Here is a 13,794-nt window from a genome sequence, read left to right as displayed (position 1 = left end):
CACCTTCCGGCGCAAGCGGACTTAGATCTTCGGTGCAGGCGGACGACGCCTCTACCGATATCAGGAGTACCCATGAAGAACGCCTACATCGTCGCCTTTCTCACCGCCACGATGGTCACTGGCGCTGTGACCGCCAATGCCTTCACGGGCCCGGGCGCATCGGGCGAAACGAGTGTCACCAAGACACACTTCGACGGCCGCGGCGGACCGCGCCCTCCCCACGGGCCAGGTCCCCGCGGCTCCGGCCCTCGGGGTATGATGATGCAAATGATGCGTCAGGCCGACACCGACGCGGACGGCAAGCTCACCCAGGACGAACTCAACGCCTTTGTGACATCCAAGGTCGAGCTCGGCGACGCAAACGCTGACGGGCAGATCGACCTCGAGGAGTTCAAGGTGATCTATCTCGACCTGATGAGCCGACAGATCGTCGACCGCTTCCAGGCCTTGGACGAGAATGGCGATGGGGTGATCGACGCTGCGGAGGTGGACGAGAAGTTCGGCGGCGTGGTCTCACGAATGGACCGCAATGGCGACGGCGCCTTATCGCGTGACGATGCCCCGCGGAAGATGAAGCACGGCGGCCGCCGCTTCGGCTCCCATGAACGCGGCGAACACAGGCGGCGCTTCGAGCATGAGGGCAGCGATGAGCGCGGCATGCACGGTCGCCGATGGGACCACCGCGATGACCACGCCGCCTATCGCGGCACCCGACCCGAGTGGCACCACGGCCCCCGTGACGACCGTCCGATGACACAGCCCCCGCTGATGGACGACGCTCCCGAGGACGACGCACCCGAGGCCTCGACCGCAGACTGATGGTCGCGCTCGTTCTGGTCTTATGAATGACAGGCGGTGAGGCGAACGCTATCCGCCCGCTTACTGAGCTGCCCCGGCCGACCTCGCGACGCAGAACAGGACTGAAGCTGCCACGAGGTGGCGGACCACTGCGGTACGTGAATCCTCGGCGGCCCGCCCTTTCGTAGAACCGGCCCGCGAGGCGGGGCCGGGGAAGCGTGCGCTCAAGCTGAGTGTGGTGGTGGTCCGACGCGTCCGGGCAGGCCACAGGTCGCGCCAAAGGGCCACTGCACTTGGAAATGCGCCGGCCCACGCCGTCGCAATTACCGACCTAAAGAGACGATGAGCCGTGCCGGAGCACCCCATAGCCCCGCCACGGATCACTCAGGACACGACCACGCGGTCGGTCACACGCAGCCAGTTCGTCCCGTTCGAAAACGCGAGCACAGCGCCCCCTGCTGCATCGGACACATACACCACGCTGCCCGCGACACCGGCGGCAGACGGTAGGGACGCGACGGCGAACGTGCTGAGCGTCAACATACCCGCACTCTGCGACAACACATCCGCATCGCCGATTGCATAGTCGCTCGTCTGACTCTGAGCATAGACGAAGCCCGTATCAATCACCTGCAATGTCCCATTGGTGAAGGACTGCGATACTGTGTTGACCGCATCCACACCCCAGTCGCTCGCGGTGTCGATATAAAACCCATCCTCGTCGCGAAGATTCTGGAACCGCAGTACACCATATGGCGTGCTCAGATACGCCGGGCCGTCAAGATCCGCTTCGATGTTGCCACCGGTTCCATCAACCTCGTCATCGCCCAACACATAATCCCACGTGCCGGACATGGACGTCAGATGCCCCGCCGTGCTCCACGCAATCGCCTTATCCGCATCGGCAACCTCGACCAGAAAGACGTCGCCCGACGAATAGACCGGCCAAACCGTAATATCCGTCGTGCCATTGAGGTTTTTCAGCACCATCCGCTGCCCCAGATGGATCTCTGACGGGTTCGTTGCAGTAATAAACCCGTAGTACAGATCAAGCTCGGGAACAGTCGCCTCAGAACCGCGCACCGGCAGTCCCGGCATGAACGAAATACCGGTCGACGTATCCGCCGTTTTCGCCAAGGGCGCGGTTTGAACGTCCGGGCTGACGTAGATCCGGTCCACAATCCCCGCATCGGTATGGGCCGCATCATAGGCAACCCCCTGAGTGCGCGTGAACGCCGAACCCGAGAGCGTCGGATCATCGTAGCCCGACCGCTGACAATTGTCAGAAACCCGGCCAGAGTGGATCTCCAGACGCTCGCCTGACACCACCCTCACCTGACCGCCACAGAACGCGATGTCCGCATCATGAATTATGACCGATGCGCGCTGTGGTTCGTCCGCACTCTCAAACTCGATCTGATCCTGGTTGTCGAGCAGGATCGGGTCCGCCCGACACTCTCGGATCGAGCACGAGCCCACCTCGATGGTGTTCTTGCGCGCCCAGATCCCGTAATGCCACTGCCCGCGAATGATAAGTTCGGAAAACGTGATACGCCCGTTCCGCTTATGCCGGCCGTTGCCCACATTCTCCGCCGGCCGGGCGTCACCGTGCGAGTTGATCGCAGCACTGCCGGACAGAACATTCTGCCGCCCGCCGTCCGACCACAACAACATCCGCCCGAAGCTGATGTCATAGTCCGTAATGACCTCGATCCCTTGGGTCGCAGTGCCGAAAAAGCTCAACTCGTCGAACCGGGTCGCGCTGTCGTTGGAGATCCACGACACGCCGAGAATGGAGACCGTCTCACGGATCGTCTGTCCGCCGTAGTCCGACGGCTGTCCCTCGGCCGCACCCATCCCTTGAATCGACGCCGAATGAATGGGGCATCGCGTGTTGCCGACCCAGGTGATCCCGTTCATGAACGCCGACGAGACGCCATAACGCCCGGCGCGCCCTGTCACCGTCTCGATATCGATCTTACGCGCCGGACAACTCTCCGACCGAAGCATATGGACGATATGGAAGAAGGCCGGGAAATAGACATCATTGTCCTCGGCCAGACGATTGTCGATTTCTCGCGCGGATATTTCCCCAATATAAAGCTCACGGCACCGATCAAAACGGTACCCGAGCCCGCACCGAACCGCCGCCAGATCCTCGATCACACCGCCGACCACACCCGACGTGGAGCCCTTACAGTACAGCGCAAGGTTCACCTGATCGACGAAAACGATCCCACGCAGATCGATCGTAACATCACTGCTGGCACGAACGAAGATTCCCGCCTTGTACTGATTGAGCTGTTGCCCGACCCCTGCGACGCCAAAAATATCTTCAAGTCCGGCCATCGTGTCGGTGTCGCCACGCGACCCGTCGAAGCGGCCACCCGACCATGACAGGTCCGCCCGCACCTCGAGGTGTCCGGCTTCACCCGTCCAACTGGCCCAGCCGGACCGCAGCTTGAAAGTGGTATCGCGCGCGCACACCACCGTTGCCGGCGTCGTCAGAACGATCGGATCAAAAAGGTAGGTCTTGCGCCCATCATCCGCACGCCCGCCGCCATATTCCAACCAGTTGCGGATCGCCGCGGTGTCGTCTGCGATACCGTCGCCCACCGCACCGAACATCTCCGGCGACGGCATCACTTCGGCAATCTCCCACCAGCCGCCATTTACCGCATCGACGCTGCCGTCGGGCATGAAGCGATCGGACGTCCGGACCTTGCCCGCATGCGATGGCTCGCTCGCGACGCGGCGCACCGAATGCTGCCCGCCATCGGCCTCCTCGGCATACCCCTTCAGATAGAGCAGCTTCACATCCGCCGGAATGTGCGACGACTGCGACGTGTCGCGGCTCGTCACTGACGGGCTGAACGGCACGCCACGGATCGGGCCAAGGCCTAAACCGACCATCTCGAGTCTCCCAATGTTTCAGAGTTCGCTGGGTGCGCCGCCATTGATGGCAGCGTGCGGCGGGCATCGGCCCTGCCGCGCAGACAAAAGGGGCGCGCCATCCGGCCCGCCCCTGACAGGTTCACATCGTTTTTCGTACAGCGGTCGGACTCCGCCCGCGGATCAGACCGCCTCGTCCAATCCCGGCCCCTCGGCCCGCGCCATCGCATAGCGCCACAACAAAATCCCGGCGACGACGACAACCGCCAGACCGATAAGCAGCAGTCCTGCCGTCGCCGTACCCGACATTGCGGTCACGTCCTTCGCAGCATCGACACCAGTGGTTACCGCAGCGCCCGCAGTGACCACAGCCCCCGCGCCCGCGATCGGCGTTGCCGCCCTCTCGGCCGACAACCGCCTCGCATCCCGTGCCTCGCGCTCGTCCACCGCCACCATCAGCGCCGCAAGCATCGCCGGATCAGCGATCCCATCCCCATTCAGGTTCCGCCGCAGCTCGAACCGCCGCACCGCGTCCTGGGTCATCCCGCCATAGATACCGTCCACCTCGAGCCCATAGTTGAGCACGTTCAGTTTGCGCTGCAGCGCCGCGACATCCGGCCCCCGCGCCCCCACCTTCAGCACACGCTCACCCAGCGGCACATCGGCCGCCGCAGGAAGGCTCTCAACCGGCGCCACAGCGCCCGGCGGCCACCGGATCCCGTCCGGCAAGACAGACGACTGACGGAACACCGACCGCTTCACCTGGTCCGACGCATTTCCGTTCACGATCACCATCGTCCCGTCGCCGCGCACCTCTTCGACGATGCCGACATGCCCATAAAGCGGGTTCGTCCCACGCGGAAACACCACGATCGCCCCGCGCACCGGCCGCTTCAGCCGCGTCCCATAGCGCGTGAACGACCGCGCCAGCGCCGACCGCGTGGACGGATAGCCGGAATTCACCAGCGCCCCGTTCACCGCGACCGCGCACCACGCATCCTCGTCGTTGTTCCACCAGTCGATGCCCGACTGCTTCCCCCACTCGACGATCAGCGGATTATGTTCCGGACCCGGAACCTCGCGCAGTCCGATATGATGGCACAGATAGTCCAGCCACGGCGTCCTGTTCAGCATCGCCTCAGCCCCCTCATCAGGTACTCACACAATAAAAAAGCACCCACGCCATGCGTGAGTGCCTTACCGTCCCGCTCTGAGTGCGCGCCTCAACTTATCCCAAGCCGCGCCACTTCCGCCCGCAACGCCTCGACCTCGCCGCTCAGCTCCTGGATCGCCTTCACCATCGGCCCCACGAATTCGCCGTAGCCCAGCGTCTTCACGTCCCGGCCGCCCGCGCGCGCATGATCCTGAAAACCACCAAAATCGACACCGCTCGCGGCGATCACCCCCTCCACCTCCTGGGCGATGAACCCATGGTGGAAGCGCTCGCGCACCCGCGTCCCGTCCTTCGGCACCTCTCTGCCGTCGGTATCGCGGTAGTCCTCCCGGTAGTCCCACCGGAAATCCACCGGTCGCAGCGCCTTGATGAAGGACAAGCCCAGCACCGTGTCCCGAATATCCGCCTTGTCTCGCGCGTCCGACCGGTCCTGCACCGCACCATAGGCGTAGGTCGTGGTCGCACTGTCGCCGAGCTGAACCTGATTGCTGCCCCCGACCGTCGCATTTGCCCCGACCGCGGTCGAGTTTGTGACCCCGGCCGATGCACCCACAAACGCATTGCGGCCGACGCCCGTATTGGTGCCGCCCGTCAACGCGGATCCCGCACCCGCGCCCACCATCGTGTTGCCGCTCGCCGTTGTCGCCGCCGCACCGGCGTCGACCCCCACGGCCACGTTCAGCCCGCCACTCGTCACCGCGCCCAGCGCACTGTCGCCCACGGCCACGTTGTCGACACCGCTCGTCGCCGCATCGAGCGCGCCCACGCCGACCGCCAATGAGCCGCTGTCGCCCGCGCCCCCCAGCGACACCGCCAGACCGTTGGACCAGCTCGCCCCCGTCCCGCTCAGCGTCACCAGACCGCCGGCCGCCGAAACCTCCTCGTCGAAGGTCACCTGCGCCGTCGTCCGATCCACCACGAAGGCCTGCGCGAACGCCGACCCGTCCGCGCTCACCTTCAGCGAAAAGTCGTCGCTGCCGATGAGCCCGAACTCGGCCCGCCCCGAATAATTGTTCTGGAACAGATGCGAGACGACGTCCCCTGCCGTCTCCTTCGTCGCCACGATCCGCACGTCACCCGTCGCCGGACCCGACGGATCCGGCGCAAACAGCGCATAAGCCGACCGCACCGACAGCCGGTTCGTCGCATCCGCCGTCGTATTGATCCCCAACGTCTCCGCCGTCCCAGCCGAGAGCGTCCCCGCCATCGGCCCCCAGCCGGACCCGCCATAGGTCACGATCACCCCCGCCGCACGATCGAAGGCCACCCAGCCCTCCTGCGGCGCGAAAAAGGTCCACGCCCCATCAAGATAGGCCGCAACCTCGTCCTCATGCCCGGCCCACGCCCCCGTCGCGGAAGCCGCCACAATGTAGCGATCCCCCTCCGCCGGCGCGCCCGGAGGCGCCGCGATCGTCCGGTCGATCACCGCAAGCTGCACCACCGCGTCCAGCCGCATCAGCGCATCATTCACCGTGACGTGCTTCTGCGCCTGCGCCGGCTCCACAAAGGGAAGCCCCAGGTTAAGGCTGTTCGACATTGACCGTCACCTCATAAACTATGCCGAGCCCGAAGCCCGGCGCGTTCTGCGCAACACGGAACGACACCTGGTCCGGCGCCGCCCCAAAGTCGGCAACCTGATCCGCCAGCGCATAGACGTAGCTCGGCCCTGACGTCGTGACGGTGCGCACGACCTCTGCGCCGTCCAGGATTTCTACCCTGTAGGCCTCGCCACTCTCGCCCAGCGGCACATCGTCAGCGCCCCAATAATCCCCGCCGACCCGCGTCCTGCGGATCCAGGAGACCACCAGCGCATGGTCGCTCTCCCGCCGCCGTGCCTTGCCGTGTGCCGGCGCATAAGGCGCCATGCCCCGCCCGGTCCCCGTCAGCTCGAACTCTGCCACATTCGGCCCGCCGATCCCCTCGGCCAGCGGCCCCACACGGTACGACCGCGACAGCCCCACCTCGCCCCGGTCGATGGGCACGGACGCCAGCGTCCCGTCCAGAACGACGACCTTCGCCCCCTCCAGAACGCCCTCCGCGGCGGCATCTTCCGTCCCAAGCTGACCACGCAGCAGCACCGACAGCCGGTACACGCCCTCACCGATCAGCTCCGCATCGCGAAACTGCAGCACCTCCCACAGCCCGCTCGCACTCTGAACCGCCAGCGCATTCGCCCCCGCCAGCACGTTCGCCTCGGGAGCACTCGTCACCGCAGCGTTGTAAAGCTTCACGTCGAAGCTCCCGCCATGGTCCCACCGACCCGTCGGCCCCGCCGGCAACGCGCTCAGCGCCTCACCCATCGACGCAGGCCGGTCGATCGTGCGCATCAGCTTGTACGCACCGCCCGACACGCCTTGCCACACGCCCATCTGCGACGGGAATGGGCGCGAGAAAGCCGCAATCCACGGCCTGTGCTCGGCCACGTTCTCGTCCACCAGCGGCAGGTTCAGCCCGAACGCGACGGGCGCCGCCAACGTCTGCGGCACCGCCGGCTCCTTGAACGTCGCCTTCACCGCCGTCACCGCCTGCGCCGCACGATCCAACGTCCGCGCCGTTATCAGCCGGTGCCCCAGGTCCTCGATCTCCTCGACGATCAGTTCGCGCGTCACCCCATCGTGGGTCAGCGCCACCACGTCGCCCGGCGCAATTTCGAGCCGCGACAACGGCAACGCGAACCGCAAATTCGTCCGGCCGGACCACCTGACGCTTAGCGCCAGCTCCGCCAGCTCCGTTGCCAATGAATCGTTGAGGCTCGCCGGCACCGAGATCGTCTCGATCTGCCGCGCCGACCCCTCCTGCGGCCGATAACGCGCGCTCGCGATCTGAAAATCCCGCCCGCTGTCGAAATAGCGAAGCCGCACCTCCACCGGCAGACCCGCTGGATCGTCGCGCGTCTCCGCCACCAGCGGCGTGCGCCCATCCACCTCGACGAGATCGGCCTCGTCCAGCGCCAGCGACGGCGCCCGCGCCAGCCCCACCACGCGGATCGCCGTCCCCGTGTCCGCCGCCACCGCGGACACTGCGTCCAACACCGGCTCGATCACCGCCCTCAGGCTCGACGGACCCGTCACCACGAACCCGTCCAGCACCGCCGGCACACCCGTCACGTCCGGCGCCTCGAGCCCCCAGTCCCGGAACAGCGCCTTGATCAGCGCCCCTACCGGCACGCCGCCCAGCCGTCCGTTCAGCCAGTGGCCGCGCTCCCAGTTCGCCCCGTCCGACCACAGGTCGAGAAGGTGCGGAAACATCGGCCACGGCCGCGCATCCCAAGTCCACAGATGGATCGTCGCCGGATCCACCATCCGCTCGCCGTAGACGCTCGACACCGGGTTGACCGCCAGATCGGGCGCCCCGTCCGCATCGTAGACGTCGTAAAACGCCTCCAGATGCGCCCGCTGGATCCCATCATCCCTCCGCCCACTCGAAAAATAGGGCAGATGCGACTCCGAGCTCTTCGGGTCGAAGAACACGTTCGGCTGGTTCGACCCCTTGTCGATCGCCGGACAACCCAGCTCCGTGAACCAAACTGGCTTCGACTGCGGCACCCACGCCGTCGCCGTCAGCGACTCCACCCCGGCCACGCGGTCATAGTGCGGATTGCTCCACCACGACGCCACGTCCTTGTATCGGAACACCCAATCCTTGCCGTAGAAGTCGCCCGCGATCGCCACGCGACCCTGCGCCTCCCGCGCGCCGCCGGGATAGTACCAATCGAACCCCTCACCCCCGGCGACATTCCCCGCCAGATAGTCCGGGTCATACACCGACGACGCCACCGCCTCGTCCGCATGCGATCCATCCCGCCAGTCCGAAAGCGGCCAGTAATTGTCGATCCCGATGAAGTCGATGTTCTCACTCGCCCACAGCGGGTCCAAGTGAAACCAAACATTCACGGCCGAGATTCCTTCGACCGTCACAGCATTCTGGCGCCCGAAATACTCCGACCAGTCCGCCGCATACGAAATCTTCGTCTCGGATCCGACGATCGCCCGCACATCGTCCGCCAGCGTCACCAGCGCATCGACGAACGGAAAACCCGTCTCGTCCCGGATCCACGTCAGCCCACGCAGCTCCGACCCGATCAGGAAGGCCTCGACGCCCCCCGCCTGCGCCGTCAGCCGGGCATAATGCAGCATCATCCGCCGGTACGACCATTCCGCCGGCCCCGTATAGGCCACGTCCGGCCCCACGCCCGAAAAGTCGCCGACCGCCGCCGTGCCCACGAACCCGGCCACCGCCGCACCCGCCGCCGCCGTACCGTCCGGCGAACCGTCCTCACCGACCCCCGGCATCACCGAGATGCGCCCCCGCCACGGGAACGGCAGTTGCTCGGCCTCACCATAGGGGTCTGGAAGCCCGTTCCCCGGCGGCACATCCATCAGAATGAACGGATAAAACACCACCTTCAGGCCGCGGTCCTTCAGCGCCCGCACCGCCTCATAGACCGACGCATCCGACGGCGATCCACCATAAAAGGGCCGTCCATCCTCGTCCGCCGACACCGTGTCCGCGCTGTCCCGATCGAGCCCCGCAACCGCCCACGGCAGGTCCGTTTCGCGGTCCTTGCGCTCCACCCGCGGCTTCAGCTCGCATTCCTCGACGCGCAGATCCGTCCCGAACCACGCCACCACCAGCGCCACCCGCTCCAGGTTCGGACACACCGCCTGAAGCTCATCCAGCGACGCCTCGAAATCGGACACCGCAACGCCGATATGGCGGTTGTCCGCCACCGCCTCGCCCGGCCCAACCGTCCGCTTCACCACGTCCGGGTGATAACCAAACTCCGTCGAACCGGGGATGATCGTCACCGCCCGAACATCGTTCTCGAGATCGCCGATCGGCCGGATCACCTCGAACGTCAGCTGCGGCAGCCGGTTGCCGTAAGGACCCACCGGCAACCCCTCGAACACCACATAGGCGAGTCCGCGATAAGCAGGCGCCTCCCCTTCGATCGCCTCGATCAGCGGGTCGACCGGCTGGTCGTCCTCGCCCTTATAATACCGCCAATTCACCCCATCGAGGTCGATCGGCTCGCCGTCCGCCCAAATCCGCCCGATCCGCGCAATCGGCCCCTCGCAGATCCCGACCGCGAAGTTGGCGTAATAGGAATACTCACGAACCTTCGGCCCGCCGCCCTTGCCGCCGACCGACGACGTCCGCGTCGTCTCCTCGAAGTCCGTCGCCCAGATCACCGTTCCGGCCAGGCGCATCCGCCCATAGACCTTCGGGATCGGATTGCCCTCAGAGGCCGTCTGAACCGACACGTCGTCGATCCGCCCCACCGAGCGCGTCGAACTCTCTCCGAACAGCCGCTGGTCGATCATATTACCGGCCAGCGCACCCGCCGCCCGACCCACGATCGCCCCGACAGGCCCCAGAAGACCGCCCACGGCCTGCCCGGCCGCCTGAAGAACAAGCGTTGCCATATCAGTCCGTCACCCCCGGAAAATCAAACGTCGCCACCAGGCGCCGCCGCCACATCGGCGCCAGATCGCCCTCCACGGCCCGCCCCGCCGAGTCGTAGGCGTGAACGAACCGCGTGGCGGACACCGCAACGCCCACATGCTTCGCCGGCATCCCGCGCCGCCAGCGGAACACCAGAAGCCGCCCCGCCTCCACGCCCTCCGCCGGTATGAAGTTGCGCGCCGCCGCCTCCAGCAACGTCTCGCGCCGCGCTGCCTCGGCCCAGTCCGGCGAATAAGGCGGCACCAACTCCGGTTCCGCCCCCAGCACCTCGCGCCACACGCCGCGCACCAGGCCCAGACAGTCGCACCCTACCGCCTTCATGGACGCTTGATGACGATAGGGCGTGCCGACCCAGCCCCGCGCCGCCGCGGCAACATCGGCCCGCCTCACTCCGAACCCCGCGCGTAAGCGAACGCCCGGTCATTTCCCGGGATGTGCGGAAACCCCTGAAAATTCGGCCCGTTGCCAAACGTCGCGACGCAAGTCGCAAAGCGCTTGTCACACCCCGGCGTCAGCGCCACCGTGTCACCCGGCGCCACGCCCAGCAGCGCCGTGCGCAACTGCACAACCGCCACCTCCACCGTCGCTCCGCCCGCCGTCGCCATGCCCACGGCCGCATGCCGCACTAGCGGCCCGCGGCTCCCCGCGTCCGCCCCGCTCGTCATCTCTGCCACGCCGCCGGCCAGATAGCCGTCCGCCAAATCGCCGATGCCGCTCACCGTCAGCCGCGCCCCGTCGACGGCCACCACCGTCGCCGTGCGCGCCAACGCCGCAAGATCCACCTTGCACCGCCCGTCGCCCAGATCCGCGTCGCACCCGGTCGAGAACACCCGCCCCCGCACTGTCTCCAGCGCCTGCGCCGGCCCGCGCACCTCCGCCCTGAACGCGCCGTCCGCCCGCATCACCTCGCCCAGCGACCCGCGCCGAACGACGACCCGCTCCGACACCGAAGCCCAGTTCACCAGCCACACCGTCAGAACGGCGAAGTCGTACTTCCCCGCCATCAGGTCCGCCGCATCGAGCCCGCTCGCCGACAGCGCACCCGCCACCTCGAGCCCGCCGACGCCAAGCCCCGTGCGCGCCACGTCGCCGGAACTCTCCAGCCCCGCCAGCGCCGAAAACGTCACGCCGCCGAACACCACTTCGGAATCGTGGTCGGTGAACCCCATCACCGCCCCGTCCGTGCGCTCCAGTTGCCAGCAGTGGCACACCGTCTGCGCCCCGCCCTCCAGATGCGCCTTCAAACCGCTCGGAACGTCCCTCACAGCACGATCTCCACAATCGGAATCGTCGGGATCGTGCCGGACTCGAACCGCGAAAGGTTCACGTCGAGCCGGTCCGTGTCGAACCGCACCGGCACGTCGAACTGAAAACCCGCCCGCACCACGTCCCCATCACCCGGCACGAAGCCCGGTTCGAACTCCACGACCCCATCGACGACCTGGAATGCCGTGCCCTCGGCCTGGCTCACACCGTTCACTGCGACCACGACGGTCCCCTCGACCGGCAGATGTATCCGCCGGTCATAGGGGGCGAACGCGTCGCCGTAGCGCTTGATCAGCGGGAACGACGTCCGCGTCCCGTCACCAAACCCAAGACGTTGGTCGCTTTCACTTGGCGCGACACTTGGCGCACAACTTTTGTGATCGATTGGATCACGGTAACGAAAGCCGTAGAGGCGGCCTCGACGCTCTTCAAAAAACTCAAGCACTTGTTGAAGGTCATCACGATGCTTTACTCCTGTACCCGCGTCATACCGACGCCTACTCATCGCCCAGCGCTGGTTTCGCGCCTCCCGGCCGGACCCCAGCGTCACGATCTCCGTGCGCCGCTCCGGCCCCCCCGTCGCCCCAAACGCAACAGCGAGCGGGAATCTCACGTCATGAAATCCGTCCATGGCCCAAAGCCCCTTCCGTCAAAGCCTTGAGATCAAAGACCGCGCCGACCGCGCGCCACCGCACGCGCCAGCATCGCCGTCACCTGCGCCTCCGAACGCTGGAAACTCTCCGCATCCGTCGCCGCGATCGACACGTTTATCGTCGTGGACCCGCCGCCGCCGCCCGCGCCCTCCAGCGCAACGCCCAGCCGCCCGTCCGTTCCGCGCGCCAGCGGCAACACCGCCTCGCGCCCGGCCTCGCCCATCAGCCCGATCCGCCCGCCGCCCATCCCGAACGCCGTCGGCGCGCCGATCACGCCACCCTCCGCGAAGGGCACCACCTTCGTTGCCGCCTGCGCCAATCCGCCCAGCGCCGCATTCGCGCCCTGCCCCACTAGCCCCGCCAGCGGCTGCAGACCCGACCGCAGCGCCGAATTAGCGATCGACAGCGCCGCCTGGCGCAGCACACGGTCCAGCGTGTAGCCGTCCGCGATCGCCCGCCTCATCCCCGTCGCCAGCACGCTCGAAAAGCGGCTCGCCGAAACCTCCAGCGTATCCGCCAGATCTTCGGCGAGGTCGCTCGCGCCGCTCAATTTTCCGGTCTCGTCAGCCATCGGGAAAACGCTCCATCAGCCGCGCCAACGCACCCCGGCGCGTCCCCAACGGCACGCAGGGCCCCAGCACAGCCTCAATTTCAGGAAGGGTCATCGCCCAGAAATCGGCCGGCGCCATGCGCCTCTCGCCGATGAACAGCGCCATCAGATCGCACCACGGAAACGGCCGCGCCTCATGAGGCACGGCCCCCATCACAAAGGGTCGGCAGTCCCCGCGACCCCAGCGGCCGCCGGCGCATCAGCCGTCCCGAACGTTGCCGTCAGCAACGCCGCCACCACCGACGCGAAACCCGACGCCCCGCCATCCGCCTTCATCCGCGACACCTGATCATCGTCCACCGCGTGCCCCGCCCCGCGAAGCCCCGCACCGATGATCCTGATCGCGTCCACCGCCGACAGCTTCCCCGCAGCGAAGCGGTCCACCAGCGCCGTCATGTCCTCGCACCGGAACACCCGCTCCAACTCGGCGAGCGCCCCCAGCGTCAGGCACAACGTAAAAGGCCGCCCATCGAGGACGGCCTCCACTTCACCCCGGTAAGGATTGGCCACGTCAGGCCGCCGTAAAGGTCAGCTGACCCGCCGACTCCATGGCGATCTCATAGACCACCTCGCCGTCATGGTTGCCGCCATATTCCAGCGCCGTCACCTGAAACGGGCCTGCCACCGTGCCAAAGTCCGGCACGATCACCTGCCAGTCGCGCACCGCGCCGTTGAAGAAGATCGTCCGCACCACCGTGTCCGACGCGGCGTCTTTGAAGATGCCAGACCCCGCAAGATTGGCCCGCCGCACCCCGGCGCCGTCCAGCAGTTCACGCCACTGCCCCGCCGATTCCTGGTCGGTCACGTCCACCGCCTCCGCGCCGAACGAAATCCGCTTCGAGCGCAGGCCCGCCACCGTCACAAACGATCCCGCACCCGTCTCGTCCACCTTCAGAAGAAGGTCCTTGCCCTTCTGCGCACCCATCGAGCGCCCT

At 66.7% G+C, this 13,794-nt stretch carries 12 protein-coding genes; 1 reads left to right on the top strand and 11 read right to left on the bottom strand.

Annotated features, from left to right (window positions below; all coding sequences use genetic code 11):
- Positions 1–72 precede the first annotated feature (72 nt).
- Positions 73–819, top strand: coding sequence for an EF-hand domain-containing protein (locus tag BIX52_RS10790; RefSeq protein WP_075221066.1), 747 nt, complete (start codon positions 73–75; stop codon positions 817–819).
- Between the two features lie 363 nt (positions 820–1,182).
- On the opposite strand, the gene BIX52_RS10785 is transcribed toward BIX52_RS10790, so the two are convergent.
- The 11 genes from BIX52_RS10785 to BIX52_RS10735 all read right to left on the bottom strand — a co-directional run bounded on the left by BIX52_RS10785 (position 1,183) and on the right by BIX52_RS10735 (position 13,784).
- The gene (locus BIX52_RS10785) at positions 1,183–3,711 is read right to left on the bottom strand and encodes a hypothetical protein (protein WP_075221065.1); all 2,529 of its coding nucleotides are present in this window, start codon (positions 3,709–3,711) and stop codon (positions 1,183–1,185) included.
- A gap of 162 nt (positions 3,712–3,873) precedes the next feature.
- On the bottom strand, positions 3,874–4,824 hold the full coding sequence (locus BIX52_RS10780; RefSeq protein WP_075221064.1) for a C40 family peptidase: 951 nt from the start codon (positions 4,822–4,824) through the stop codon (positions 3,874–3,876).
- An 89-nt stretch (positions 4,825–4,913) separates the two neighbouring features.
- Complete coding sequence (locus BIX52_RS10775) at positions 4,914–6,401, bottom strand: DUF2793 domain-containing protein (protein WP_083660164.1); 1,488 nt, start codon at positions 6,399–6,401, stop codon at positions 4,914–4,916.
- The gene (locus tag BIX52_RS10770) at positions 6,385–10,290 is read right to left on the bottom strand and encodes a baseplate multidomain protein megatron (protein ID WP_075221062.1); all 3,906 of its coding nucleotides are present in this window, start codon (positions 10,288–10,290) and stop codon (positions 6,385–6,387) included. Before BIX52_RS10770 ends, BIX52_RS10775 begins: the two co-directional genes overlap by 17 nt.
- 1 nt (position 10,291) lies before the next feature.
- Positions 10,292–10,720: an NlpC/P60 family protein gene (locus BIX52_RS10765; protein ID WP_075221061.1), complete on the bottom strand. Its 429-nt coding sequence runs from the start codon at positions 10,718–10,720 to the stop codon at positions 10,292–10,294.
- Positions 10,717–11,595, bottom strand: coding sequence for a DUF2163 domain-containing protein (locus BIX52_RS10760; protein ID WP_075221060.1), 879 nt, complete (start codon positions 11,593–11,595; stop codon positions 10,717–10,719). Before BIX52_RS10760 ends, BIX52_RS10765 begins: the two co-directional genes overlap by 4 nt.
- The gene (locus BIX52_RS10755; protein WP_075221059.1) at positions 11,592–12,227 is read right to left on the bottom strand and encodes a DUF2460 domain-containing protein; all 636 of its coding nucleotides are present in this window, start codon (positions 12,225–12,227) and stop codon (positions 11,592–11,594) included. Before BIX52_RS10755 ends, BIX52_RS10760 begins: the two co-directional genes overlap by 4 nt.
- A 32-nt stretch (positions 12,228–12,259) precedes the next feature.
- Positions 12,260–12,820 (bottom strand): phage tail tape measure protein, encoded by a 561-nt coding sequence (locus tag BIX52_RS10750; RefSeq protein ID WP_075221058.1) that lies wholly within the window; start codon positions 12,818–12,820, stop codon positions 12,260–12,262.
- On the bottom strand, positions 12,813–12,965 hold the full coding sequence (locus tag BIX52_RS10745) for a phage tail assembly chaperone (protein ID WP_205647798.1): 153 nt from the start codon (positions 12,963–12,965) through the stop codon (positions 12,813–12,815). The genes BIX52_RS10750 and BIX52_RS10745 overlap by 8 nt, the downstream gene beginning before the upstream one ends.
- 47 nt (positions 12,966–13,012) lie before the next feature.
- Positions 13,013–13,369 carry a gene transfer agent family protein gene (locus BIX52_RS10740; protein WP_075221056.1) on the bottom strand — a complete coding sequence of 119 codons (357 nt, stop codon included), beginning with the start codon at positions 13,367–13,369 and terminating at the stop codon, positions 13,013–13,015.
- Between the two features lies 1 nt (position 13,370).
- Positions 13,371–13,784 carry a phage major tail protein, TP901-1 family gene (locus BIX52_RS10735; protein ID WP_075221055.1) on the bottom strand — a complete coding sequence of 138 codons (414 nt, stop codon included), beginning with the start codon at positions 13,782–13,784 and terminating at the stop codon, positions 13,371–13,373.
- Positions 13,785–13,794: the final 10 nt, after the last annotated feature.

The organism is Acuticoccus yangtzensis, assembly GCF_001927245.1.
Classification (GTDB): Bacteria; Pseudomonadota; Alphaproteobacteria; order Rhizobiales; family Amorphaceae; genus Acuticoccus; species Acuticoccus yangtzensis.
Note: the sequence above shows the minus strand (reverse complement) of the source record. Positions and strands in the feature narration are given on the sequence as shown.

Excerpts from the sequence above, each read along its gene's own strand:
- BIX52_RS10790 (WP_075221066.1), top strand. The coding sequence starts at position 73 with ATGAAGAACGCCTACATCGTCGCCTTTCTCACCGCCACGATGGTCACT.
- BIX52_RS10785 (WP_075221065.1), bottom strand. The coding sequence starts at position 3,711 with ATGGTCGGTTTAGGCCTTGGCCCGATCCGTGGCGTGCCGTTCAGCCCG.
- BIX52_RS10780 (WP_075221064.1), bottom strand. The coding sequence starts at position 4,824 with ATGCTGAACAGGACGCCGTGGCTGGACTATCTGTGCCATCATATCGGA.
- BIX52_RS10775 (WP_083660164.1), bottom strand. The coding sequence starts at position 6,401 with ATGTCGAACAGCCTTAACCTGGGGCTTCCCTTTGTGGAGCCGGCGCAG.
- BIX52_RS10770 (WP_075221062.1), bottom strand. The coding sequence starts at position 10,290 with ATGGCAACGCTTGTTCTTCAGGCGGCCGGGCAGGCCGTGGGCGGTCTT.
- BIX52_RS10755 (WP_075221059.1), bottom strand. The coding sequence starts at position 12,227 with ATGGACGGATTTCATGACGTGAGATTCCCGCTCGCTGTTGCGTTTGGG.
- BIX52_RS10750 (WP_075221058.1), bottom strand. The coding sequence starts at position 12,820 with ATGGCTGACGAGACCGGAAAATTGAGCGGCGCGAGCGACCTCGCCGAA.
- BIX52_RS10745 (WP_205647798.1), bottom strand. The coding sequence starts at position 12,965 with ATGGCGCTGTTCATCGGCGAGAGGCGCATGGCGCCGGCCGATTTCTGG.
- BIX52_RS10735 (WP_075221055.1), bottom strand. The coding sequence starts at position 13,784 with ATGGGTGCGCAGAAGGGCAAGGACCTTCTTCTGAAGGTGGACGAGACG.